The organism is Rhodococcus oryzae, assembly GCF_005049235.1.
Taxonomy (GTDB): Bacteria; Actinomycetota; Actinomycetes; order Mycobacteriales; family Mycobacteriaceae; genus Rhodococcus_G; species Rhodococcus_G oryzae.
The window spans coordinates 604,677-628,131 of sequence record NZ_SUMD01000001.1; the positions used below are offsets into that span (position 1 = coordinate 604,677).

The 23,455-nt window shown below is 69.6% G+C and carries 25 protein-coding genes; 18 read left to right on the top strand and 7 right to left on the bottom strand.

What is annotated here, in order from left to right:
• Nucleotides 1–50: 50 nt before the first annotated feature.
• A complete protein-coding gene (locus tag FCG67_RS02720) occupies nucleotides 51–749 on the bottom strand; it encodes an enoyl-CoA hydratase/isomerase family protein (protein WP_136906851.1) in 699 nt (232 codons plus the stop codon).
• A gap of 18 nt (nucleotides 750–767) precedes the next feature.
• Between FCG67_RS02720 and FCG67_RS02725 the strand changes: the two genes are divergently transcribed.
• Nucleotides 768–1,580 (top strand): purine-nucleoside phosphorylase, encoded by an 813-nt coding sequence (locus FCG67_RS02725; RefSeq protein ID WP_211243086.1) that lies wholly within the window; start codon nucleotides 768–770, stop codon nucleotides 1,578–1,580.
• Nucleotides 1,577–3,097 carry a phospho-sugar mutase gene (locus tag FCG67_RS02730; RefSeq protein ID WP_281282314.1) on the top strand — a complete coding sequence of 507 codons (1,521 nt, stop codon included), beginning with the start codon at nucleotides 1,577–1,579 and terminating at the stop codon, nucleotides 3,095–3,097. The genes FCG67_RS02725 and FCG67_RS02730 overlap by 4 nt, the downstream gene beginning before the upstream one ends.
• Before the next feature lie 3 nt (nucleotides 3,098–3,100).
• Here the strand turns inward: FCG67_RS02730 and upp are convergent, their stop codons facing one another.
• A complete protein-coding gene (gene upp, locus FCG67_RS02735; RefSeq protein ID WP_136906855.1) occupies nucleotides 3,101–3,730 on the bottom strand; it encodes a uracil phosphoribosyltransferase in 630 nt (209 codons plus the stop codon).
• A 98-nt stretch (nucleotides 3,731–3,828) separates the two neighbouring features.
• Here upp and FCG67_RS02740 point away from each other — a divergent pair, with 98 nt between their 5' ends.
• The 5 genes from FCG67_RS02740 to FCG67_RS02760 are packed head-to-tail and all read left to right on the top strand — an operon-like array spanning nucleotide 3,829 to nucleotide 7,338.
• Nucleotides 3,829–4,152 carry a type VII secretion target gene (locus tag FCG67_RS02740; protein WP_136906857.1) on the top strand — a complete coding sequence of 108 codons (324 nt, stop codon included), beginning with the start codon at nucleotides 3,829–3,831 and terminating at the stop codon, nucleotides 4,150–4,152.
• A 2-nt stretch (nucleotides 4,153–4,154) separates the two neighbouring features.
• A complete protein-coding gene (locus FCG67_RS02745) occupies nucleotides 4,155–5,372 on the top strand; it encodes a C40 family peptidase (RefSeq protein WP_136906859.1) in 1,218 nt (405 codons plus the stop codon).
• Nucleotides 5,369–5,701 carry a hypothetical protein gene (locus FCG67_RS02750; RefSeq protein WP_136906861.1) on the top strand — a complete coding sequence of 111 codons (333 nt, stop codon included), beginning with the start codon at nucleotides 5,369–5,371 and terminating at the stop codon, nucleotides 5,699–5,701. Before FCG67_RS02745 ends, FCG67_RS02750 begins: the two co-directional genes overlap by 4 nt.
• 49 nt (nucleotides 5,702–5,750) lie before the next feature.
• Complete coding sequence (locus FCG67_RS02755; protein WP_169310424.1) at nucleotides 5,751–6,056, top strand: YbaB/EbfC family nucleoid-associated protein; 306 nt, start codon at nucleotides 5,751–5,753, stop codon at nucleotides 6,054–6,056.
• A 10-nt stretch (nucleotides 6,057–6,066) separates the two neighbouring features.
• Nucleotides 6,067–7,338, top strand: coding sequence for a primosomal protein (locus FCG67_RS02760; RefSeq protein ID WP_136906865.1), 1,272 nt, complete (start codon nucleotides 6,067–6,069; stop codon nucleotides 7,336–7,338).
• Nucleotides 7,339–7,342: 4 nt separating this feature from the next.
• Here the strand turns inward: FCG67_RS02760 and FCG67_RS02765 are convergent, their stop codons facing one another.
• The 3 genes from FCG67_RS02765 to FCG67_RS02775 are packed head-to-tail and all read right to left on the bottom strand — an operon-like array spanning nucleotide 7,343 to nucleotide 10,148.
• Complete coding sequence (locus FCG67_RS02765) at nucleotides 7,343–8,434, bottom strand: adenosine deaminase (protein ID WP_136906867.1); 1,092 nt, start codon at nucleotides 8,432–8,434, stop codon at nucleotides 7,343–7,345.
• Nucleotides 8,431–9,732, bottom strand: coding sequence for a thymidine phosphorylase (locus FCG67_RS02770; RefSeq protein WP_136906869.1), 1,302 nt, complete (start codon nucleotides 9,730–9,732; stop codon nucleotides 8,431–8,433). The genes FCG67_RS02765 and FCG67_RS02770 overlap by 4 nt, the downstream gene beginning before the upstream one ends.
• Nucleotides 9,729–10,148, bottom strand: a complete 420-nt coding sequence (locus tag FCG67_RS02775) for a cytidine deaminase (RefSeq protein WP_136906871.1) — start codon at nucleotides 10,146–10,148, stop codon at nucleotides 9,729–9,731. The genes FCG67_RS02770 and FCG67_RS02775 overlap by 4 nt, the downstream gene beginning before the upstream one ends.
• 268 nt (nucleotides 10,149–10,416) lie before the next feature.
• On the opposite strand from FCG67_RS02775, the gene sdhC reads away from it, so the two are divergent.
• The 4 genes from sdhC to FCG67_RS02795 are packed head-to-tail and all read left to right on the top strand — an operon-like array spanning nucleotide 10,417 to nucleotide 13,806.
• A complete protein-coding gene (gene sdhC, locus FCG67_RS02780; RefSeq protein WP_072753666.1) occupies nucleotides 10,417–10,821 on the top strand; it encodes a succinate dehydrogenase, cytochrome b556 subunit in 405 nt (134 codons plus the stop codon).
• Nucleotide 10,822: 1 nt separating this feature from the next.
• Nucleotides 10,823–11,263: a succinate dehydrogenase hydrophobic membrane anchor subunit gene (locus tag FCG67_RS02785; protein ID WP_077040953.1), complete on the top strand. Its 441-nt coding sequence runs from the start codon at nucleotides 10,823–10,825 to the stop codon at nucleotides 11,261–11,263.
• 15 nt (nucleotides 11,264–11,278) lie between these two features.
• Nucleotides 11,279–13,030, top strand: a complete 1,752-nt coding sequence (gene sdhA, locus FCG67_RS02790) for a succinate dehydrogenase flavoprotein subunit (protein WP_077040952.1) — start codon at nucleotides 11,279–11,281, stop codon at nucleotides 13,028–13,030.
• Nucleotides 13,030–13,806, top strand: a complete 777-nt coding sequence (locus FCG67_RS02795) for a succinate dehydrogenase iron-sulfur subunit (protein ID WP_136906873.1) — start codon at nucleotides 13,030–13,032, stop codon at nucleotides 13,804–13,806. Before sdhA ends, FCG67_RS02795 begins: the two co-directional genes overlap by 1 nt.
• A 52-nt stretch (nucleotides 13,807–13,858) precedes the next feature.
• Here FCG67_RS02795 and FCG67_RS02800 read toward each other — a convergent pair whose 3' ends face one another.
• Together FCG67_RS02800 and FCG67_RS02805 are read right to left on the bottom strand one after the other, a co-directional pair.
• Entirely contained in the window at nucleotides 13,859–14,974 is a 1,116-nt protein-coding gene (locus FCG67_RS02800) for a CapA family protein (protein ID WP_136906875.1), read from the bottom strand.
• A 51-nt stretch (nucleotides 14,975–15,025) separates the two neighbouring features.
• Complete coding sequence (locus tag FCG67_RS02805) at nucleotides 15,026–15,763, bottom strand: GntR family transcriptional regulator (protein ID WP_136906877.1); 738 nt, start codon at nucleotides 15,761–15,763, stop codon at nucleotides 15,026–15,028.
• Between the two features lie 179 nt (nucleotides 15,764–15,942).
• Here FCG67_RS02805 and iolC point away from each other — a divergent pair, with 179 nt between their 5' ends.
• The 7 genes from iolC to FCG67_RS02840 are packed head-to-tail and all read left to right on the top strand — an operon-like array spanning nucleotide 15,943 to nucleotide 23,410.
• Nucleotides 15,943–16,920, top strand: a complete 978-nt coding sequence (gene iolC / locus FCG67_RS02810; RefSeq protein ID WP_281282315.1) for a 5-dehydro-2-deoxygluconokinase — start codon at nucleotides 15,943–15,945, stop codon at nucleotides 16,918–16,920.
• Complete coding sequence (iolB, locus tag FCG67_RS02815; RefSeq protein ID WP_136906881.1) at nucleotides 16,913–17,815, top strand: 5-deoxy-glucuronate isomerase; 903 nt, start codon at nucleotides 16,913–16,915, stop codon at nucleotides 17,813–17,815. The genes iolC and iolB overlap by 8 nt, the downstream gene beginning before the upstream one ends.
• Nucleotides 17,802–19,760: a 3D-(3,5/4)-trihydroxycyclohexane-1,2-dione acylhydrolase (decyclizing) gene (iolD, locus tag FCG67_RS02820; protein ID WP_136906883.1), complete on the top strand. Its 1,959-nt coding sequence runs from the start codon at nucleotides 17,802–17,804 to the stop codon at nucleotides 19,758–19,760. The genes iolB and iolD overlap by 14 nt, the downstream gene beginning before the upstream one ends.
• Nucleotides 19,757–20,662 carry a sugar phosphate isomerase/epimerase family protein gene (locus FCG67_RS02825; RefSeq protein WP_136906885.1) on the top strand — a complete coding sequence of 302 codons (906 nt, stop codon included), beginning with the start codon at nucleotides 19,757–19,759 and terminating at the stop codon, nucleotides 20,660–20,662. Before iolD ends, FCG67_RS02825 begins: the two co-directional genes overlap by 4 nt.
• A 16-nt stretch (nucleotides 20,663–20,678) precedes the next feature.
• The gene (locus FCG67_RS02830; RefSeq protein ID WP_136906887.1) at nucleotides 20,679–21,752 is read left to right on the top strand and encodes a Gfo/Idh/MocA family protein; all 1,074 of its coding nucleotides are present in this window, start codon (nucleotides 20,679–20,681) and stop codon (nucleotides 21,750–21,752) included.
• A gap of 42 nt (nucleotides 21,753–21,794) precedes the next feature.
• The gene (locus FCG67_RS02835; protein ID WP_169310425.1) at nucleotides 21,795–22,376 is read left to right on the top strand and encodes a TetR/AcrR family transcriptional regulator; all 582 of its coding nucleotides are present in this window, start codon (nucleotides 21,795–21,797) and stop codon (nucleotides 22,374–22,376) included.
• Nucleotides 22,373–23,410 carry an SDR family oxidoreductase gene (locus tag FCG67_RS02840; RefSeq protein ID WP_136906891.1) on the top strand — a complete coding sequence of 346 codons (1,038 nt, stop codon included), beginning with the start codon at nucleotides 22,373–22,375 and terminating at the stop codon, nucleotides 23,408–23,410. Before FCG67_RS02835 ends, FCG67_RS02840 begins: the two co-directional genes overlap by 4 nt.
• Nucleotides 23,411–23,455: the final 45 nt, after the last annotated feature.

The following is a 23,455-nucleotide window of genomic DNA, read 5'->3' on the forward strand; positions in this document are numbered from 1 at the left end:
CTCCAGTATCTCATCCGTGTCCGGCGTCACCCGCCGCTCGAGCCCGATGGCTAGCCGAAGCTGAGGTTCGACGGATCCGTCGGCACGGCGAAGGCCTCGACGACCGGCCGGTGGATACCGGACTTGATCCCCGCAAGGTTCGGCCCGTGCAGCGCCGTCGACGCCGCCGCCCGCGCCACCGCGGCGGCCAACACGCCGTCGCCGTCCGCCGTCTGGTTCACGATCCCGGCCGCCAGCGCATCCGGTCCGCCGTACCGGCGGCTGGTGGTCATCGCCTCGACCGCGGTCTGGCGGGGCAGGGCGGTCGTCATCAGCGCGTTCATGCCGATGGTGAACGGCATGTTCAGTGCCGCCTCCGGCAGGCTGTAGAAGCCCCGGTCCGCGCGCATCACGCGCAGGTCCTGCGAGGTGGCGAGCATGGCGCCTGCCCCGAACGCGTGGCCCTGCACCGCGGCGACCGTGACCATCGGGAAGGTCAGCAGCCGGGTGAACACGGTGTGCACCTGGTCCAGGTACCAGTGCGACTTGTCGAGGTTGCCGAACAGCCAATCGGTGTCGAGACCATTGCTGTAGAACTTGCCGGTGGCGTAGGTGACCAGGGCAGCGGGACCCTCGTGGGCCTCGACCTCGTCCAGCTTCGCGTGGATCTCGGTGATCCAGTCCGGATGGAAGCGGTTCTCGCTGTCCGTCTGACCCTCGGCACCGAGGTACAGGATGAATACGTCGCCGTCGCGCTCAAGAAATGGCATATGGGCACAATAGCGGCCATGGACGATTCCGATTTGGTCGCCGACCCGTTCGGCACCGCGGCCCGGGCCGCGAGTGTGCTCGCCGAACGCACCGGTGTACCCGCCCACGACGTGGCGGTGGTGCTCGGCTCCGGTTGGCAGGCCGCCGCGGATGCGTTCGGTGTCCCGACCGCCACGGTGCCGATGACGGACCTGCCAGGGTTCGCCGCTCCGTCCGCGTCCGGGCACGCCGGCCAGGTGCGCTCGGTACGCGTCGGCGACACCCGGGTGCTGCTGCTGCTCGGTCGCACCCACGCTTACGAGGGGCACGACCTCACCCGGGTGGTGCACCCGGTCCGGACCGCATGCGCCGCGGGCGCGGGCACCGTGATCCTGACCAACGCGGCGGGCGGGATCCGGGAGGGCATGAGTGTCGGCACACCCGTCCTGATCTCCGACCATCTGAACCTGACGGCCAGGTCGCCGCTGGTGGGCGCCGAGTTCGTGAACATGGTGGACGCGTACTCCCCCGACCTCCGCGCGCTCGCCCGGCGGATCGACCCGACACTGGCCGAGGGCGTGTACGCGGGACTGCCGGGACCGCATTACGAGACGCCCGCCGAGATCCGGATGCTGCGCGTGCTCGGCGCCGACCTGGTCGGGATGTCGACCGTGCACGAGGCGATCGCGGTCAGGGCGATCGGCGCACGGGTGCTGGGGCTGTCGCTGGTGACCAACCTGGCCGCAGGCATCACCGGCGAGCCGCTCGACCACTCCGAGGTGCTCGCGGCGGGTGCCGCGTCCGCGGCCCGGATCGGCGAACTGCTCCGCGACCTGGTCGGCCGGCTGTGACGGACGAGACAGTGGTGGACGCGAGCGGGACGCCGCTGACCTTCGGCACCGCCGGACTGCGCGGACCGCTGGGGCCGGGGCCGGGCGCGATGAACGTCGACACCGTCGTCCGGACCACCGCCGGGCTGGCGTCCTGGTTGCAGGCCCGCTGCCTCGGCGGGTCCACCGTGGTGGTCGGCAGGGACGCGCGGCACGGTTCGCGGGAATTCGCCGCCGCGACCGCGGAGGTGCTCGCGGCCGCCGGATTCGACGTGGTGGTGCTGCCCCGGCCGCTGCCGACGCCGGTGCTGGCGTTCGCCGTCCGCAGGCTCCGCGCCGCCGCGGGAGTCCAGATCACCGCCTCGCACAACCCCGCAACGGACAACGGGTACAAGGTGTACACCGACGGCGGGGCACAGCTCATCGCGCCCGCCGACCGCGAGATCGAGCACGCCATCGCGGCGGTCGGTCCCGCCCTCACGGTTCCGCGGGCTCCCGCCACTCCCACCGACGACGCGCTGCTCACCGAGTACCTCGCGCGGGTGGCCGCGCTCCCGCACGGGAGCAATCGGGACCTTCGCATCGCGCTGACCCCGCTGCACGGCGTCGGCGGGGACACCGCGGTCGCGGCCCTGACCGCGGCCGGCTTCACCGATCTGCACACCGTGACAAGCCAATTCGCTCCGGACCCCGACTTTCCCACCGTGCGGTTCCCCAATCCCGAGGAGGACGGCGCCACCGACGCCCTGCTCGAGCTCGCCGAGAGCGTCGGCGCCGACCTGGCGATCGCGCTCGACCCGGACGCGGATCGGTGCGCGGTCGGCGTCCCCGGACCCGACGGGTGGCGGATGCTGCGCGGCGACGAGACCGGCGTCCTGCTGGGCGACCACGTGCTTGGCACCGCAGGCCCAGATGTCCTCGTGGCGACCACGATCGTGTCCTCGCAACTGCTCGCAAAGGTGGCCGCGGCCAGGGGCGCCCGGTTCGCCGAGACGCTCACCGGCTTCAAGTGGCTGGTCCGGGCGGGCGCGGGTCTGGTCTACGCCTACGAGGAGGCGCTCGGCCACTGCGTCGACCCGGAGGCGGTCCGTGACAAGGACGGGATCTCCGCTGCCGCGCTGGTGGCCGACCTGGCCGCGGGACTCAAGGCGCGGGGCCGGTCCCTGCCGGACGTCCTCGACGACTACGCGGTCGAATTCGGGGTGCACGCGGGCGACCAGGTGTCGCGGCGGGTCGGGCACCAGGGCGAGCTCGCGGACCTGATGGCCCGACTGCGTGCCGACCTGCCGCTTTCCCTGGCCGGAGATGAGGTCACAGCCGAGGACCTGCTGGCCCGGCGCGGCGCACTGCGCACCGACGCGGTCGTGCTGCGCGGCGAACGCACCCGAATGGTGGTGCGGCCGTCCGGGACCGAGCCCAAGCTCAAGTGCTACCTCGAGGTCGTCGTGGACGTCGACGACCGCTCCGGCCTGGACCGGGCGCGTGCCGAGGCCGAGAGCCGACTGGGCGAGCTGCGCGACTACGCGCGCGAACTGTGACGCTCAGATCCAGCGCGGGCCGAACTGCCGGTCGCCCGCGTCGCCGAGACCGGGGACGATGTACGCGTCGTCGTTGAGTCCCTCGTCGATGCTCGCGGTGACCAACCGAACCGGGAATCCCGAGTCCTTCAGGGCCGCGACGCCTTCCGGGGCTGCGACAACGCACACCGCGGTGATGTCGACCGCTCCCCTGGTGACGAGGAGTTCGATGGTGCGCACCATCGAGCCACCGGTGGCGAGCATCGGGTCGAGCACGTACACCGGGATCCCGGACAGGTCGTCGGGCAGCGATTCGAGGTACGGGACCGGCTGATGGGTCTGCTCGTCGCGGGCCATGCCGACGAAGCCGACCTGCGACTGTGGGATCAACGAACTCGCCTGCTCGACCATGCCGAGCCCGGCACGCAGCACCGGCACCAGCAACGGCGGGGTGGCCAGCCGGACCCCGCGGGCGGGCGCGACCGGGGTCTGCACCTCGAACTCCTCGATCTCGGCGTCGCGGATGGCCTCGTAGATGAGCATCTGGGTCAGCTCGCGCAGCGCGGAGCGGAAGGTCGGGTTGTCGGTGCCCGCGTCGCGCATCGTGGTCAGCAGCGAGGCGGCGAGCGGGTGATCAACCACGTGGGTGTCCATGGCGAAAAGAATATGCGGGGAATTCGTGTCGATGGAACCGGAACGGCGTCGGGGGCGTCCAACCATGTAACGCACAGTTCTGACCCCGGGGGAACGACATGAGTGAATTTTCGGCCGTGACCGAGGGCATCCGCGCCTACGGCGCGGCGGCCTCGTCGATGGCGGCGCAGGTCGAGACCGCCGCGATCGGGACGGCGGCGGCCGGCCCCGTCCTGCTCGGACCCGCCTTCGGGCTGATCGGCGGCGATTTCGTCGCCGCCTTCGCGGCGGCGCACGGCGGCCACGCGGCCGCGCTGACGAACCTCGCGCGGACCCTGGGCAGCATGAGCGAGGCCGCGCACGCCTCGGCCGCGGCGTACGACTCCGCGGACCTGGGCGCGGCCACCGGACTCAGTGCCACGGGCAACGGACTGGAGGCCTGAGCATGATCGGGATCGACCTCCTCGCCCGCCCCATCATCGAACTCGTGGAGACGTTCGGCACCGGCGTGATGCCGTCCGGCGGACCGGCCGATGCCATGAAGATCGCTTCGATCGCGCTGGACTCCGCGTACGCGGTCGGCAAACTCGGCATCGCCGAACTCGGCGGCGTGTGGACCGGTGTCGCGTCCGATGCCGCGGTGGCGAAGGCGGACCAGGCCCAGGCCCAGCAGGTTCAGCTCTCCGACCGGGGCAACGAGATCGCCGGGGTCCTCACGGTCGCCTCCCGCGACGTGAACACCGGGATGGTCGAGCTCGAGGGCATCCTGCAGTCGTTCATCTCGGTCGCCGTCGCGGCCGGCCCCACGCTCACCACCCCGCCCGGCCAGATCATGATCATCGCCGCCGCGATCGATCACCTCTCCCGTGGGCTGACGGTGGTCGCCCGGGTCCGCGCCGAGCTGACCGCGCACACCGCGAAGATGACGGCGCTGACCGCGCCCGAGCAGTCCATGGATCCCGCGGACCCCGGTGCCGCGCAGGCCCCGATCCGCCCCACGGCATCCGCGGGCGCCACCACCACTCCCGCGTCCTCCCTGCAGCAGCGCGGCGACGCCTTCAGCGGCTTCGGCAACAGCTTCAGCAACGCCGCCTCGTCGGCTCCGAGCAACGCCTACTCCGGCTTCAGCGGTGCGATGGGCCAGCCCGGGCGCGGGCTCGGGGGCGGCAACCCGCTCGGGCGGGGCGCGGGCACCGCTCCCCCCGAGATCGGCAAGGCCCCCACCCGCCAGCGAACCGGCAGCAGCTCGGACTCGCTCGGCAGCAGCGATGGCGTCGAGATCTTCCTTCCCGACGGCAGCACCGCGATGGCGCCGAACCGGGAGGCCGCGGACGCGGTCCGCAACGCGCTCAGCCAGCAGGGCGTGCCCTACGAGTGGGGTGGCACCACTCCCGGCCAGGGCCTGGACTGCTCCGGACTCACCCAGTGGGCGTACGGCGAGGCGGGCGTGGAGATCCCCCGGCTCGCCCAGGAACAGAACGTCGGCGTCCCGGTGAGCCAGTCCGACCTGCAGCCCGGCGACCTCGCCGTCTGGGACGGCCACGTCGCGATGGTGATCGGAAACGGTCAGATGGTCGAGGCCGGGGATCCGGTGCAGGTGAGTTCGGTCCGCACCGAGAACATCGGCATGGGCTTCCAGGGCTTCTACAGGCCGACCGAATGAGCGCCGACGAGGTCGCGGTCGCGACGGTGGGAAACCGTGCGGGAACCGTCACCGTGCGCGCCACCGATCAGGGCCTACCCCTGGCGATCCACATCGACCAGCGCGAACTCCGTTATGGCGGAACGCAACTGGCCGCCTCGATCCTCGAGGTCTGTACGCGCGCCACGGCGGAGGCGAAGGTCCGCAGGCGCGCCGACCTGACCGAGCAGGGCGTGCCAGCCGAGGTGCTCGACGCGCTCGGCCTGCCGACCAGGAACGAGTTGGCCGCCGCCGCGTACCAGGAGGACGATGAAGAGGCCGCCCCAACGAGTTGGATGCGGCAACTGTGAGCGAGCGACACACCGACGGCACTGTGAGCGAACGAAGGACGGTGACGCCGTGAACAGCGGACACCAGATGGACCTCGTGGTCGAGCGTGCCACCGGCCTGGCCAACAGCCTCGAGGACGCGCTGCACGACCTCACCCGCGCGCGGGCCCGGGTGACCCACGAGTCGGGACTGGTCAGCGTCGAGGTCCACGAGAACGGCGGCATGAGCGGCCTGTGGATCTCCGAGTCGATCGCCCATGTCGACTCCCGTGAGCTCGCGGCGATGATCACCGCCACCGCGGCAAGGGCGGCCCAGATGGTGGCCGACCGCCGGGAACGGATACTGGCGTCGCTGCAGGCCGCGTTCACCGACTAGGCTGCCAGCCATGGCAGGAGACATCGTCCCGATCCAGCTCGGTCTCACCGATGGCGACCTCGTCACGCTGTGGGCTCCCCGGTGGCGCGAGGGGGACGACGAGTGGGAGGCGTTCCTCGGTCACGACGAGGATCTCTACGCCTTCGAATCGGTCGCCGAACTGGCCGCGTTCACCCGCACCAACTCGGACAACGACCTGGTCGAGCACCCGTCCTGGTCGACGTTGTCGGCATTGGGGGCCTCCGAGCTGGAACCCGACGAGACGCACGTCTACGACCTGGTCGGCGTACCCGAGCTCGCCGCGGGGGATCCGGACGCCCTGACCATCGCCGAGCTCGAGGAGACCCTCGAGATGGTGCGCACCATCGGCGAGGTGTGCGAGCTCGACGCCGTCACCAAGTTCTTCGGCGGCCATCCCGTCCTCGGGGCGCTGCCCGGCGGGGTGAACGCCTTCGCGGGCCGCGACGGCGAGGAGCTGTGGGTCCAGATCGGCACGGCGGTCGCGAGCGGTTGGGACGACGTGCTCGACGCGATCGACGCGATCGTCGCGACCCCTGAGGTCGACAAGGCCGCCGTCGCGGTCGCCGAGGCCGAAATCCTTGCCGCCGAGGAGAACATCGTCGACGCAGAGGACGCAGCGGAGGAATCCGACGAGGACGACGACGACCTCGAGTTCATGACGGTCGACCTCGACGACGACACCGTCGACCCGATCGCCCTTGCCGCGGAGGAAGAGACGTTCTGGGCGTCGGTCGGCATCGATCCGATCAAGATCATCACCTCGGCCGCCGAGTACTACACGCTGCGGTGCTATCTCGACGACGACCCGATCTTCCTGGGCAGGTCGGGCCGGATCCTGGTCTTCACCTCGGAGCGCGCGCTTGCCCGCTACCTGGCCGACAACCACGACCACGACCTCGCACAGGTGAGCACCTACTCGGACGTGCAGACCGCGGCGGTCGACGGTGCGCTCGAGATCGAGGTCACCGACGAGAACGTCTACGTGCTGCCCGGCCTCGCGGACGATCTCGCGCAGGGACCCCAGTCGGTCGATGCGGACCAGCTCGACCTCGCGGTCGAACTGTTCACCGATGCAGCCGATTACGCGGACGACGACTCCACCGAGCAGGCTCTCGCCGCCTCCACCCCGCTCGGCTGGTACGTCTCGTACACGCTCAACCCCGACCCAACCCGACTGGCACCGAACCCGCCGTTCGACGCCGAGTCGGAGGCGTGGCGGGTGCTCGAGCGCGAGTTCGAGGCGCGCCTGCGGGTCGAGTGATCGGCTAGCCGATCAGCACCGCGTAGCCGGGTTTGACCACCTCGTCGATCAGGCGCAGGCGCTCGGGGAACGGGATGAACGCGGACTTCATCGCGTTGATCGTGAACCGCTCCAGGTCGCTCCAGCCGTAGCCGAACGTCGTGACCAGCTTCAGCATCTCCTCGCTCATGCTGGTCGCGCTCATCAGCCGGTTGTCGGTGTTCACCGTGACGCGGAAGCGCTCCCTCGCCAGCAGGTCGAAGGGGTGCTTCTCCAGGCTCTCCACCGCACCGGTCTGCACGTTCGAGCTCGGGCACAGCTCCAACGGGATGCGCTTGTCCCGCACGTAGTTCGCGAGCCGGCCGAGGCTCGCGGTGCCGTCCGAGGCCACGGTGATGTCGTCAGTGATCCGCACCCCGTGACCGAGCCGATCCGCGCCGCAGAACGCGATGGCCTCGTGGATGGACGGCAGCCCGAACGCCTCGCCCGCGTGGATGGTGAAGTGCGCGTTGCTCGTCCGCATGTACTCGAATGCGTCGAGGTGCCTGCTCGGCGGATGCCCGGCCTCCGCGCCCGCGATGTCGAATCCGACCACCCCGCGATCCCGGAACCGCACGGCCAGTTCCGCGATCTCCCGCGACCTGGCGGCGTGCCGCATGGCGGTGAGCAGACAGCCGATCCGGAGCTCGCGTCCGAGTTCGCGGGCCGCGGCCACACCCTCCTCGAACCCGAGCAGCGTGTGGTGCACCACCTCGTCGAGGCTCAGCCCCGCCTCCAGGTGCTGCTCAGGGGCGAACCTCACCTCGGCGTAGACCACCGAGTCCGCGGCCAGGTCCTCGGCGCACTCCCTGGCGACCCGGGCGAGCCCCTCCTGCGTCTGCATCACCGCGACCGTGTGCTCGAAGGTCTCCAGATAGCGCACCAGGGAGCCGCTGCCCGCGGCCTCGGCGAACCACTCCGCCAGCGAGTCGGCGTCGTCGGCGGGCAGGGCGTCGTAGCCGACCTGCTGGGCCAGCTCGAGCACGGTTGCCGGCCGCAGTCCCCCGTCGAGGTGATCGTGCAGGAGTGCCTTCGGTGCGGTCCTGATGTGGGCGAGATCGAGCGGTGTCGGGCTCATGCTCCGACGCTAGACCCGCTCAGGCCGATCCGCTCGAAGACCAGCGGCGTCGACGGCGGCGTGTCGCCGACGCTCCACGCGTCCGCAAGGGCGGCCAGCGCCGAGTCGAACAGGCGTGGTGTGTCGCTGTACAGCGTGAACAGCGGCTGACCAGCGGCGACGGTCTCACCGGGCTTGGCGTGCCAGCGCACCCCCGCGCCTGCCTGCACGGCCTGGCCCTGACGCTCGCGGCCCGCGCCGAGCCGCCAGGCCGCGACACCGACGGCCATGGCGTCGAGCCGGGTCAGCACGCCGGACTCGGTCGCCCGCACGACCTCGTGATGGCGGGCGGTCGGCAGGGCGGCGCGTGGGTCCCCGCCCTGAGCGCGGATCATCGACCGCCAGCGATCCATCGCCCGACCGTCGCGCAGCGCCCGCTCCGGGTCGATCCCGTCGATGCCCGCCGCCGCGAGCATCTCCCTGGCGAGCGTCAGCGTCAGCTCCACGACATCGGCAGGCCCGCCGCCCGCGAGCACCTCCAGTGACTCCGCCACCTCGAGGGCGTTGCCCGCGGTGTTGCCGAGCGGGCTGTCCATCGCGGTGAGCAGGGCGACCGTGCGGACCCCGGCATCCGCGCCGAGATCGACCATGGTGGACGCCAATTCGCGCGCGTCGTCGAGGTTCTTCATGAACGCACCGGAGCCGACCTTGACATCGAGCACCAGCGCCCCGGTCCCCTCCGCGATCTTCTTGCTCATGATCGAGCTGGCGATCAGCGGGATGGACTCGACGGTGCCGGTCACATCGCGGAGCGCGTAGAGCTTGCGGTCGGCGGGTGCCAGCCCCGATCCCGCCGCGCACACCACCGCGCCGATCTCGGGGTCCGCCAGGATCGAGTGGATCTCCTCGGCCCCGAGATCGGCTCGCCAGCCCGGAATCGACTCCAGCTTGTCGAGGGTGCCCCCGGTGTGGCCGAGGCCGCGCCCGGACAGTTGCGGGACGGCCGCCCCGCAGGCCGCCACCAGCGGGGCCAGCGGCAGGGTGATCTTGTCGCCGACACCGCCGGTCGAGTGCTTGTCCACGGTCGGCCTGCGCAGGCGCGAGAAGTCCATCCGGCCGCCCGAGGCGACCATCGCATCCGTCCATGCGGCGGTTTCCGCCCTGGTGAGTCCGCGGAAGACGATCGCCATGGCCAGCGCCGACATCTGCTCGTCCGCGACCTCGCCCCTGGTGTAGGCGTCGATCACCCAGTGGATCTGCGCCGCGCTGAGCTCACCGCCGTCCCGCTTGGCTGTGATGACGGAGACGGGATCGGTCATGACCTCGCCCCCCTGCCCTGCCGCACCCGGTCCAGGTCCTGCGGCCCGAACGCCGCAGGTAGGAGCTCTGCGAGCGGCACGGGTCCGCCGGGAGCGTCGACCAGGAGGTCGCCGCCGCCGTGCTCGAGCAGCAGTTGCCTGCAGCGCCCGCACGGCATCAGCGTCTGCCCGCTGCCGTCCCGGCAACTGAAGGCGACGAGGGTCCCGCCGCCCGTAGAGTGCAAGTTACTGACCAGTCCACATTCGGCGCACAGGCCGAGTCCGTATGAGACATTTTCCACATTGCATCCGACGACGATTCGTCCATCGTCGACCAGCGCCGCCGCGCCGACCGGGAAGCCGGAGTAGGGCGCGTAGGCGGATCTCATGGCGCGATCAGCATTGTCGCGCAACGTTTTCCAATCGATTTGGGCCACGGTGAGCCATCCTGGCATGCCCACTGAATGGATGCAGAAGATCCCCGAGATGGCCCCTCGAGCCATTGGACAGGCAAACCTAAGAAGGCAGCCACCTCGTCGTACGAACCGCATCTCGAATTAGTTCCCCGATTGGACGGGGATTACAGTTCAGTCAGTCGGTTCAGGTACACGTCGCGCCAAGGCTGAAAACTCCAGGGTCGTCCCAGATGAAACAGCCAAACGGGGTGCGGCAGGTCCACCAAAGACGTTGGAGGCACAGCACTCGATGAGTAGCACGACTGAAGCCGCTCCGGCGAAGGAGCGCACACGGTCGCTATACCGGGGCGACCCCGGCATGTGGTCCTGGGTTCTACACCGGATCACCGGAGTCGCGACATTCTTCTTTCTCTTCGTCCACGTTCTCGACACCGCACTGGTGCGAGTCAACCCGGACACCTACGACCGGGTAATCGAGACCTACAAGAACCCGCTCGTCGGGCTCATGGAGCTCGCCCTGGTCGCGATGGTTCTCTACCACGCACTCAACGGCGTCCGCGTGATGCTCGTGGACTTCTGGTCGAAGGGTCCGCAGTACCAGCGCCCGATGCTCTGGATCATCATCGCGATCTGGTTCGTCGTGATGATTCCCGGCGCCGGTCGCATCTTCTACAACATGTTTGCGGGGCACTGACATGACTGAAGCCAAGACTCTCGGCACGTCCTACGACCGTCCCGCCAGCCTGGAGAACCCGCGCTCGCCGCGTCGCGTCGCGAAGAACAACTTCGAGCTCTACGCCTGGCTGTTCATGCGCCTGTCCGGACTCGCGCTGATCGTGCTGGTCCTGGGGCACCTGTTCATCATGCTGATGGTGGACAACGGCGTGCACCGCATCAACTTCGCGTTCGTCGCGGGTCGCTGGTCCAGCCCGTTCTGGCAGTTCTGGGACCTCACCATGCTCTGGCTCGCCCAGCTGCACGGCGGCAACGGCCTGCGCACCGTGATCGCGGACTACTCGCGCAAGGATTCGACGCGCTTCTGGCTCAACACGGTTCTCGTGGTGTCGATGATCCTGATCATGGGCCTGGGCACCTACGTCATCTTCACCTTCGACCCCAATATCGTCGCGAGCTAGGGGAGCAGAAACTACATGCAGGAACATCGTTATGACGTGGTCATCGTCGGTGCCGGCGGCGCCGGCATGCGCGCAGCCATCGAGGCCGGCCCTCGGGTGCGCACCGCGGTCCTGACCAAGCTCTACCCCACCCGCAGCCACACCGGCGCGGCCCAGGGCGGCATGTGCGCCGCGCTGGCGAACGTGGAGGAAGACAACTGGGAGTGGCACACCTTCGACACCGTCAAGGGCGGCGACTACCTCGCCGACCAGGACGCGGTCGAGATCATGGCCAAGGAAGCCATCGACGCGGTCCTCGACCTCGAGAAGATGGGTCTGCCGTTCAACCGGACCCCCGAGGGCAAGATCGACCAGCGCCGCTTCGGTGGGCACACCCGTGACCACGGCAAGGCGCCCGTGCGCCGTGCGTGTTACGCCGCGGACCGCACCGGTCACATGATCCTGCAGACGCTCTACCAGAACTGCGTCAAGCACGACGTCGAGTTCTTCAACGAGTTCTACGCGCTCGACATCGCGCTGACGGAGACCGAGGAGGGCCCCGTCGCGACGGGTGTCATCGCCTACGAGCTCTCCACCGGCGAGATCCACGTCTTCCATGCCAAGTCCATCGTGTTCGCCACCGGCGGCTCCGGACGCATGTACAAGACCACCTCCAACGCCCACACCCTCACCGGTGACGGCATGGGCATCATCTTCCGCAAGGGCCTGCCCCTGGAAGACATGGAGTTCCACCAGTTCCATCCGACAGGCCTCGCCGGCCTGGGCATCCTGATCTCGGAGGCCGTCCGAGGCGAGGGCGGCATCCTCCGCAACGCGGACGGTGAGCGCTTCATGGAGCGCTACGCCCCCACCATCAAGGACCTCGCGCCCCGCGACATCGTGGCCCGTTCCATGGTGCTCGAGGTGCTCGAGGGCCGCGGCGCAGGCCCGAACAAGGACTACGTCTACATCGACGTGACCCACCTCGGCGAGGAGGTGCTCGAGGAGAAGCTCCCCGACATCACCGAGTTCGCCCGCACCTACCTGGGCGTCGACCCGGTCACCGAGCTGGTGCCCGTGTACCCGACCTGCCACTACGTGATGGGCGGCATCCCCACCAAGATCCGCGGTGAGGTGCTGCGCAACAACGACGACATCGTTCCCGGCCTGTACGCCGCCGGCGAGTGCGCCTGCGTCTCCGTGCACGGCGCGAACCGTCTCGGCACCAACTCGCTGCTCGACATCAACGTGTTCGGCCGTCGCGCCGGCATCGCGGCCGCCGAGCACGCCGAGAACACCGACTTCGTGCCGCTGCCGGAGAACCCGGCGAAGATGGTCGAGGAGTGGCTCGCGGTCATCCTCTCCGACCACGGCAGCGAGCGGGTCGCAGACATCCGCACCGAGCTGCAGCAGACCATGGACAACAACGCATCCGTGTTCCGCACCGAGACCACGCTGAGCAACGCACTCAAGGACGTCCGCGCCCTCAAGGAGCGGTACAACCACATCACCGTGCAGGACAAGGGCAAGCGCTACAACAGCGACCTGCTCGAGGCCGTCGAGCTCGGCTTCCTGCTGGAGATGGCGGAGGTGACCGTCGTCGGCGCGCTCAACCGCAAGGAGTCCCGCGGCGGCCACGCGCGCGAGGACTACCCGGACCGCAACGACGCCGAGTACATGCAGCACACCATGGCCTACAAGGAAGGCGACGGTCTGCTCTCCGACATCCGTCTCGACTACAAGCCGGTAGTCATGACCCGCTACGAGCCGATGGAGCGTAAGTACTGATGTCCGCACCCGTTGTAGACAAGGACGCCCCCGCGCTGCCGCCCGTTCCCGAGGGCGCCGTGATGGTGACCCTCAAGATCGCCCGTTTCAACCCCGAGGACGGCGAGGGCCAGCACTGGGACAGCTTCCAGGTCCCGACCCTGCCGACCGACCGCCTGCTGAACCTGCTGCTCTACGTGAAGGGCTACCTGGACGGCACGCTGACGTTCCGTCGCTCCTGCGCGCACGGCGTCTGCGGTTCCGATGCCATGCGCATCAACGGCGTGAACCGGCTCGCCTGCAAGGTCCTGATGCGCGACATGCTGCCGAAGGACCCCAGCAAGACCCTCACCATCACGGTCGAGCCCATCAAGGGCCTGCCGGTGGAGAAGGACCTGCTCGTGGACATGGAGCCCTTCTTCGACGCGTTCCGCGCCGTGAAGCCGTTCCTCATGACCACCGGCAACGAGCCGACCCGCGAGCGCATCCAGTCGCAGGCCGACCGCGCGCGCTTCGATGACACCACCAAGTGCATCCTCTGCGCGTGCTGCACCACCTCGTGCCCGGTCTACTGGAGCGACGGCAGCTACTTCGGCCCCGCCGCGATCGTCAACGCGCACCGGTTCATCTTCGACAGCCGTGACGAGGGTGCCTCGGAGCGTCTGGACATCCTGAACGACAAGGACGGCGTGTGGCGCTGCCGCACCACCTTCAACTGCACCGACGCGTGCCCCCGTGGCATCCAGGTGACGAAGGCGATCCAGGAAGTCAAGCGCGCTCTGCTGTTCACGCGCTAAGCAATTCACAGACTCAAGGCGCGGTTTCCGGCAACGGGAACCGCGCCTTTTGTCATTCCCTCCCCCGGTCCGGTCGGGCGAGCAGGGCACCGCCGCCTGCCGCGTCCACCCGGGTTCCGAAGTCGCGACCGAGTCCGTCGAGGACCCCGCGTAGCCATTCGGTGTCGGCGGCGCAGGCACGGCGCAGCCGCATCCGCCTGGATTGCATCGGCACGATCCGGAGCTCGCGCAGCTCGTGCGTCCCGGCATCGAGAGTGACCAGATACAGCGGCCTGAGGTCGTCACGGAACCGCTCGTACCCACCGATCCCTTCGTAATCGTTGATCAGGTCGCCGCAGCCGTACAGGATCGGCCTGCCTCGGTAGATCTCGACGGGGCGCGGGTGGTGCGACGAATGACCGTGGACGATATCGACGCCGCCGTCGACCAGCCGGTGTGCGAACCGCACCTGCGCCCCTGGCACGCCGAAACCCCAGTTCGATCCCCAATGGACGGACGCCACCAGGAGGTCGCCCTCGCGGCGCGCCCGCAGCATCCGGTTGATCACGGCGTCGGCGCCGCTGTTCGACATGTCCGCGAGCAGCGCCAGACCGGGGCGTCCGCCCCTCGCCGCGTCCCGGGGCGAGACACCTGCGGACTCTGCGCCCATCGACCAGATCAGCACGCGGCCCGCTGCGGTGTGCACCGCCACCGGCGCCCACGCCTGCCGGGGCGTCCGGCCCGCGCCCGCGTGCCGGACACCCGCGCGGCCAAGCGTGCGCAGTGTCTCCTCGAGACCGCGAATGCCGAAGTCCAGGATGTGGTTGTTCGCCAGGGCGCAGACATCGATGTCGGCGGCGGGGAGCACCCCGACATTCGACGGGTGCATCCGGTAGTTGATCCCCTTGGGCGCGTAGTCATCGGATGTGGTGACGGCGGTCTCCAGGTTGACCACCCGAAGGTCGGGCCCGGACTCGTCGAGGACCTTCAGCGCCTCGCCCCATGGCCAGTCGTAGTCGACCGGCGCGGCGATCGTGCCGTTCGCCCGCTCGGCCAACGAGACGTACTCGCGCGCGTCGCGAACGCAGCGCTCCCGCAGCGCTGGCGAGCCCGGACACGGCAGGATCTGGTCCACTCCCCTGCCGGTCATCACGTCCCCGGCGAGGAACAGCCTGATCGTCTCGGCCATTCGTCGTCACCCAGATCCACGGTAGTCACTCCGGGCCACCGCGGGCGGTGCCTACCGATCGACCACGGTCATGTCGAAGTGGTACATGGTCGCCCGGTAGACGTGGCTGCCGAACTCCACCACCCGGCCCTCGTCGTCGAAGGCGGTGCGGTTCATCGTCAGCAACGGCGCCCTGACCTTCTCGCCGAGCAGCGCGGCCTCGGCCCGGTCGGCGGCCTTGGCCCCGATCCGTTGCCGCGCGAGGCGGATGTGCACCCCGCGGGTGCGCAGCGACTGGTACAGCCCGTGCGTCTCCAGTTCCTCGGGTCCTGGCGCGAGGGCGGCCGGCAGATGGTTGGTCATCAGCGCGAGCGGCTCGCCGTTGCTCAGACGCAGCCGGCGGATGGTCGTGACCTCTTCCTGGCCGAGCAGGTTCAGCTCCCGCGCGACGTCCTCGGTCGGCGCGCCGACCCGGTACTCGAGCAGCGTGGTGGTCGGGTTCTGGCCGGCCTTGGCGAGGTCGTCGAAGAGGCTGGTCAGCTCGATCGGACGGTGTACCGGACCCTGCACCACCTGGGTTCCGACGCCACGCTTGCGCACCAGTAGTCCCTTGTCGACCAGTTCCGCGATGGCGCGCCTGGCGGTGGGCCGGGACAGGTTCAGCCGCTTGGCGAGATCCAGCTCGTTCTCGAACCGGTCCCCCGGCCCCAGGTCACCGCCCAGGATGGCGCCCTCGATCGCCTGTGCCAGCTGGAAGTACAGCGGCACCGGACTCGACCGGTCGAGTTCAACGGCAAGCGGTGCAGCCACTCTCGGCTCCGATCATCGACGGCGACCGCGCCCGTGCGGCCACCGGAAGGCAGGCTGAGGCGAAGATTAACACCAGTCGACCGAAAGTTAGAATGTCAGGACAAATGGTTGACATTCCCCTGCGGAGTGGCGCAGAGTTTGCATCAGAGATCAGTCTCCATCAACGTCGGGAGTCCCTCTTGGCAAACACGGGAAATCGACTGTTCGACGTGCTCGCCATCGGGCGATGCGGCGTCGATCTCTACCCGATGCAGACCGGTGTCGGCCTCGAGGACGCTCAGCTCTTCGGCAAGTTCCTGGGCGGCAGCGCGGCAAACGTGACCGTCGCGGCGGCCCGCCTCGGCCTCCGCAGCGCCCTGATCTCCGGCGTCGGCCGCGATCCGTTCGGCGCGTTCGTGCGCGCGGAACTCGCCCGCCTCGGCGTCGACAACCGGTACGTCCGCACGGATCAGGAGTACCCGACACCGATCACGTTCTGCGAGATCTTCCCGCCCGACCGGTTCCCGCTGTACTTCTACCGCCGCCCCGCCGCGCCGGACCTGCAGCTGCGCGCGGACGAGATCGACACCGCGGCCGTCCGGTCCTCGGCGCTGTACTGGTCGACGCTGACCGGCCTGTCCGAACAGCCAAGCCGCGACGCTCATTTCGCCGCCTGGCTGGCGCGGGGCCGCGCTCGGCACACGGTGCTCGACCTCGACTACCGGCCGATGTTCTGGGACTCCCCCGCGTCGGCCACCGCCGCGGCGCGGCTGGCACTGCAACAGGTCAGCGTCGCGGTGGGAAATCTCGAGGAGTGCGAGATCGCGGTCGGCGAATGCGATCCACGCCGGGCGGCCGACGCGCTGCTCGACCTCGGCGTCGAGCTCGCGGTCGTCAAACGTGGGCCTGCAGGCGTGCTCGCGCGAACGCGGGACGAGACGGTGACCGTCCCGCCCGCCACGGTCGAGGTGGTCAACGGGCTCGGCGCGGGTGACGGCTTCGGTGGCAGCCTCTGTCACGGCCTGCTCGCCGGCTGGCCGCTGGAGAAGACGCTGCGCCATGCCAACGCGGCGGGCGCCATCGTCGCCTCGCGCCTGGAATGCTCCACCGCGATGCCGACATCGGACGAGGTCGCGGCCCTCGCCGAACAGTCCGCCGTTGGAGCCGTCGATGCCTGACGCGAACCACCTCCCCGCGGGCACCGCCGCCGACGGCCCGTTCGCGCTGGCCATCACCCCGAAGTCGGCGGGCTGGAGCGCGTCGAGCCTGTGGATCCTCGAGCTGCCGCCTGGCGGGCAGGTCGACCTCGACTCCGGCGACGACGAGATCATCGTGCTGCCGCTGTCCGGGTCCGCCGCGGTTGGCTGCGAGGGCCGCGAGATCGCCCTCGCCGGTCGGCGATCGGTGTTCGACGGACCGAGCGATTTCGGCTACGTCGGGCGGGGACGTGCGTACGCGGTGGGCAGTGTGGACGGCGGGCGCTTTGCCCTGTGCGGCGCGCGGGCGGCAACCGACCTCCCGTTCCGCCACGTCGCGGCGGCCGCGGTCCCGGTCGAGCTGCGCGGCGCCGGGCACTGCAGTCGTCAGGTGCACAACTTCGCGATGGCCGACACCTTCGATGCCGATTCGATCCTCGCCTGCGAGGTGATCACCCCGGCGGGCAACTGGTCTTCGTACCCCAGCCACAAGCACGACGAGGACACCGCACGCGAGTCCGCGCTCGAGGAGATCTACTACTTCGAGTTCGGCGAGACCGGAGGACGGTCGGTGGACCGGGGCCGTCGCGGGTTCGGGTTCCACCGGGTGTACGGCACGCCGGAGCGACCGATCGACGTGCTGGCCGAGGTGCGCACCGGGGACGCCGTGCTGGTGCCGCACGGCTACCACGGACCGTCCGTGGCCGCGCCCGGCTACGACATGTACTACCTGAACGTGATGTCCGGGACCGGCACCGGGCGTTCCTGGCGGATCGTCGACGATCCCGCCCACGCCTGGATCAGGCAGACCTGGCTCGGCCAGGACGTCGACCCCCGGCTGCCCCTACCCGGACCGCAGGAGCGTGAACGTGGCTGAGCGACAGGACGTACCGAACACCGAAGCGACGGTGCGGCTCTCGGTCGCCCAGGCTGCCGTGCGGTTCCTGGCGAACCAGTACACCGAGCGCGACGGCGACCGCGTCCGGCTGTTCGCGGGCTTTCTCGGGATCTTCGGCCACGGCAACGTCGCCGGCCTCGGGCAGGCACTGCTGGAAGCCGAGCTCGAGAGCCCGGGCCTGATGCCGTACGTGCTCGGACGCAACGAACAGGCGATGGTGCACACCGCCGCCGCGTACGCCCGGGCGCGCGGTCGGCTGCAGACCTGGGCGGTGACGACGAGCGTCGGACCGGGTGCGACGAACATGATCACCGGCGCCGCGCTCGCCACCATCAACCACCTGCCGGTGCTGTTGCTGCCCGCCGACACCTTCGCCACCCGGGTCGGCGCCCCGGTCCTGCAGGAGCTGGAGCTGCCCGGCAGCGGCGACGTCACGGTGAACGACGCCTTCCGGCCGGTGTCGCGGTACTTCGACCGGGTGTGGCGGCCCGAGCAGCTGCCCGCGGCCCTGCTCGGCGCGATGCGGGTGCTCACCGATCCGGTCGAGACCGGCGCGGTGACGGTGGCGATCCCGCAGGACGTGCAGACCCAGGCGCACGACTGGCCCGAATCGCTTTTCGCGGAGCGGGTCTGGCATGTCGGACGCCCGTTGCCGCAGCGCGCCGCGCTGGCGCGCGCGGTCGAGGTGATCCGCGCCGGACGCAGACCGCTCATCGTCGCAGGCGGCGGCGTCCTCTACTCGGACGCGTCCGAGTCGCTGGCCCGGTTCGCCGGGCTCACCGGGATCCCGGTGGCGGTGACCCAGTCCGGCAAGGGCGCGCTGGCGTCGGAGCACCAACAGTCCGTCGGTGCGGTCGGCGCCACCGGGACCACCGCCGCGAACGAGCTCGCCGCCGCGGCCGACGTGGTGATCGGGATCGGCACCCGGTACACCGACTTCACCACCGCCTCCCGATCCGCGTTCGCCGATCCGGACGTGCGGTTCGTCAACATCAACGTCGCCTCCGCGGACACCGCCAAGCTGTCCGGGGTGAGCGTGGTCGCGGACGCCAGGGAGGCGCTCGACGCCCTCACCGCGGAGCTGCACGATCACCGGGTGGCGCAGGAATACCGGATGCGGGCAACCGAATTGGTGACGATCTGGGATGCCGCCGTCGACGCGGTCTATCGGTCCGCGGGCGTGGGTCTCACCCAGGCCGAGGTGATCGGGCTGGTGAACACGCTCTCGGACCCGACGGATGTGGTCGTGTGCGCGGCGGGCTCGCTACCGGGTGACCTGCACAAGCTGTGGCGGGTGCGCGACCGCGCGAGTTATCACGTGGAGTACGGCTATTCCTGCATGGGATACGAGGTGGCCGGCGGTCTCGGCGTCGCGATGGCCTGCCCCGGGCGCGATGTGTTCGTGATGGTCGGCGACGGTTCGTATCTGATGATGGCCACCGAACTGGTGACGGCGGTCCAGGAAGGGATCAAGGTGATCGTCGTGCTGGTGGACAACCACGGGTTCGCCTCGATCGGATCGCTGTCGGACTCGGTTGGCTCGCAGCGCTTCGGCACCCGATACCGGTACCGGTCGCCGGACGGTCGACTCGGCGGCGGCCCGCTGCCGGTCGACCTCGCCGCGAACGCCGCCAGTCTCGGTGTCGACGTCATCTCGGCCAGCACCGCGAGCGAGTTCACCGACGCCGTCAAGACCGCCAAGACGAGCGCGCACAGCACGGTGCTGTATGTCGAGACCGACCAGCTGACCTCCGCGCCGGACAGCGGGTCCTGGTGGGATGTACCGGTTTCCGAGGTCTCGACCCTGCCGTCCGCCCGGCAGGCCCGCGCGGGGTACGAATCCCGCAAGCGGGCCCAGCGGCACCACCTGCGCCCGTCCGAGAGCGCAGAGACGGACCGAGCGGCTGGAGAGGAGCAACGATGAGCGTGATCCGGGTCGGATCGGCGCCAGTCTCCTGGGGTGTGTGGTTCGGTATGGACCCGCGACAGGTGCCGTACGGGCGGTTCCTCGACGAGGTGTCCGCGGCCGGCTACCGGTGGATCGAGCTGGGCCCCTTCGGGTACCTGCCCACCGACCCGCAGCGCCTTCGTGACGAGCTCGGTGCCCGCGACCTCCGGCTGTCCGCCGGCACCGTCTTCGAGCGCCTGCACCAGCCGGGTTCCTGGGATGCGGTGTGGGATGCCGTCCGCCGGGTGGCCGCGCTGACGGCCGGGGCCGGCGGACGCCAGGTGGTGGTGATACCCGAGATGTGGCGCGATCCCGCGACCGGGACCGTGCGCGAGGACAGCCACCTCACCCCGGAGCAGTGGCGCGCCAAGACATCCGGGGTCGACCGGCTCGGCCGGGCGATGTTCGAGGAGTTCGGGGTGTCGCTGCGTTACCACCCGCATGCCGACAGTCACGTCGGCAGGCAGGACGAGGTCGTCCGGTTTCTCGAGGACACCGATCCGAGGTTCGTGAACCTGTGCCTGGACACCGGCCACATCAGCTATTGCGGCGGCGACAACCTCGCGATCATCGGCGACTACCCGGACCGCATCGGCTACCTGCATCTCAAGCAGGTCGATCCGGCCATCGTCGCCAAGGCCGACGAGCAGGGCCTGACGTTCGGCGAGGCCGTCATGCTCGGGGTGATGGTCGAACCGCCGCGCGGCATCCCCGAACTGCCCCCGCTGCTCGCCGCGGTGGAGAAGCTGGACGTGGACCTGTTCGCGATCGTCGAGCAGGACCTGTATCCGTGTGCGGGCGATGTGCCGCTACCCATCGCCGCGCGCACCCAGAAGTACCTGTCGGGATGCGGTGTCCCGGCTCTCCGGTTCGACTGATCAGGAGGAGCACACCATGTCTGGTACCGAGGACCTGCGGGTGGCCGTGCTCGGCGTCGGCGTCATGGGGGCCGATCATGTGGACCGGATCAACCGGCGGATCAGCGGCGCGCGGGTCACGGTGATCAGCGACGCCTCTGCGAAACGGGCCGCGGAGGTCGGGTCGAACGCACCGGATGCGCAACTGGTGGCCGATCCGTTCGAGGCCATCGCCGTCGAGGACGTGGACGCGGTCCTGCTCGCCACGCCGAGTGCCGTGCATGCCGAGCAGGCACTCGCCTGCGTGAACGCGGGCAAGCCGGTGCTCTGTGAGAAGCCGTTGGCCACCGACGCCGAGGGCGCACTCGAGATCGTCAGGCGGGAAGCGGAACTCGGTCGGCGGCTCGTGCAGGTCGGGTTCATGCGCCGGTTCGATCACGAGCACCAGCGGCTCAAGTCCCTGATCGATGCGGGCGAGCTCGGCCAGCCCCTCGTGATGCACTGCGTCCATCGGAACCCTGCGGTGCCACCGGGGTGCGACAGCGCGGCGGTGATCTGGAACTCGGTGGTGCACGAGATCGACGCGACGCGGTACCTGTTGGGCGAGGAGATCATGGCGATCACGGTGCTGCGGCCGACGCCGAGCTCCCATGCGGCGGAAGGACTTCAGGATCCGCAGCTGGTGATCCTCGAGACCGAGACCGGCCGGATGGTGGACATCGAGGCCTTCGTCACGAGCGGCCTGGGTTACGAGGTGCGGACCGAGGTCGTCGGCGAGCGGGGCAGCGCCATGATCGGCCTCGACGTCGGGCTGGTGCGGCGGACCGACCCCGGCCGGTGGGGCGGTCAGATCACGCCCGGCTTCCGGGAGCGGTTCGGGCAGGCCTACGACAGCGAGGTCCAGCGCTGGGTGGACGCCGTCCGGGCAGGCGGCGGGACCGGTGACTGCGTCGACGGCCCTGGCGCCTGGGACGGCTATGCCGCCGCCGCGGTGTGCACGGCCGGGATCCGATCGCTGGAGACCTGGGACCGGATCGAGGTGGACATGGTGCCCCGCTCGACCGTCGGCGGGTCCGGGTCAGCGGGGGTCGCGCCCGAGCAGCCCGAGTAGGCAGAACTCGACAATTACTAGACCGGTCTCTATATTTTTGGCATGGCAGCGCGAGGCGAGACACGGGCACAGGTATTGGCGACGGCGCGAATCCTGTTCAGCAGGCAGGGATACCACGCAACCGGGATCAATCAGGTTCTCGCCGAGGCGGATGCACCAAAAGGGTCGCTGTACTTCCATTTCCCCGGAGGCAAGGAGGAGCTGGCTGCAGAGGCAGTCGGCTTGGGGGCGAACGAGCTCGGCCAGGTCATCGACGCGGTCATCGAAGACTCGCCGGACCCGGCAGCCGCGATCTGCACCATGGCCGAACTCCTCGCCAGCCGACTGGAGGCCTCGGATTTTCTCGACGGGTGTCCGATCGCCACCGTCGCTCTTGACGCCAGCTCCGACAGTGCCGCAGTTCGCGACGCGTGTTGCGCAGGCTACGACCAGTGGCTCACATCCATCGCCAATTACCTCGCCCGATTCGGGATGTCCGTCGACACGGCCTCCGAACTGGCTCTCGTAGCCCTCTCGTCCCTTGAAGGTGCGTTGTTACTCGCCCGCACCCAACGCGACGCCACCCCCGTGCGCAGGGTCGCCGACCGCGTCGCAACCCTCGTCTCGATGGAGCTCACCAGGTGACGGACATCGATGCCCTCGTGACCGGCGGCACCGGCTTCATCGGCCGATGGCTGCTGCCCGAACTGACCGCCGAGGGTCAACGGACCGCGGTGTTGCTGCGCGGCAGCGGCAACAGGCTCAGAGAGCTGCGATCCTGGGTCGACGCCCACGGCGGCCGTGGCGATCTCGTCCTGGGCCTGTCCGGAGACCTCGCCGCGCCGGGTCTCGGACTCGACGCGGAGGATCTCGCGGTTGCCCGCACCGCTCGGCGTATGTTCCATCTCGGCGCGGCCATGTCCTACGGCCTCGCTCCAGAGATTGCCGAGGAGGTCAACGTCCAGGGTTCAGAGCGGGTCACAGCACTCGCCGCCTCATCACCGTGCCTCGAACGACTGGTGCTCGCCAGCGGATTCCAGCACCGCCGTTCCGGACGCCTTTCGACGAATCGCTACCACGATTCCAAACTGGACGCCGATGCCCGCGTCCGTCTACTCACCCAAGCTCAGGGCATCCCGCTGACCACTGTGCACCCCGGACCAACCGTCGGCGATTCCCGCACGGGCGAGACAACCCAGTTCTGGGGTTGGCCCGACCTCGTTCACGCACTGCACCGGGGACGACTGCCCCTCGTCCCCGGCGGACGCGACCATTGGTTTCCCCTCGTCGCAGTCGATTTCCTTGCCCGGTTCATTTCCCGCGCACCGCATCTCGCCGACACCGCTGGAGGGCAATACTGGCTCCTACATGCCGATACTCCGCCCCTGGCCGACCTGCTCGCGGCAGTCGCCGGTGACCTGGGCGTGCGCGCTCCCCGGGTCCATGTCCCGGTTCCACTCGCCGCCCTCGGCCTGCGGGCGGGCTTGAGCCGCTGGACCGGACTACCCGCCGAAGCCCTCGTCTTCGTCAGCAACGACCGTTTTCCCGTGGCGGACGCACAGCGTATCGCCTCGGCACTCGACCTGACCGAGCCCGACCCGATCGACCTGGCCTGCACCACTGCCCGATTCCTGGTCGCCCATGACTTTCAGGCCCCCACGCCCATCCACCGACCCTGACGGATGCCGGCACTGCTCAGATGGAGCAGCACAAGGCCACGGCGG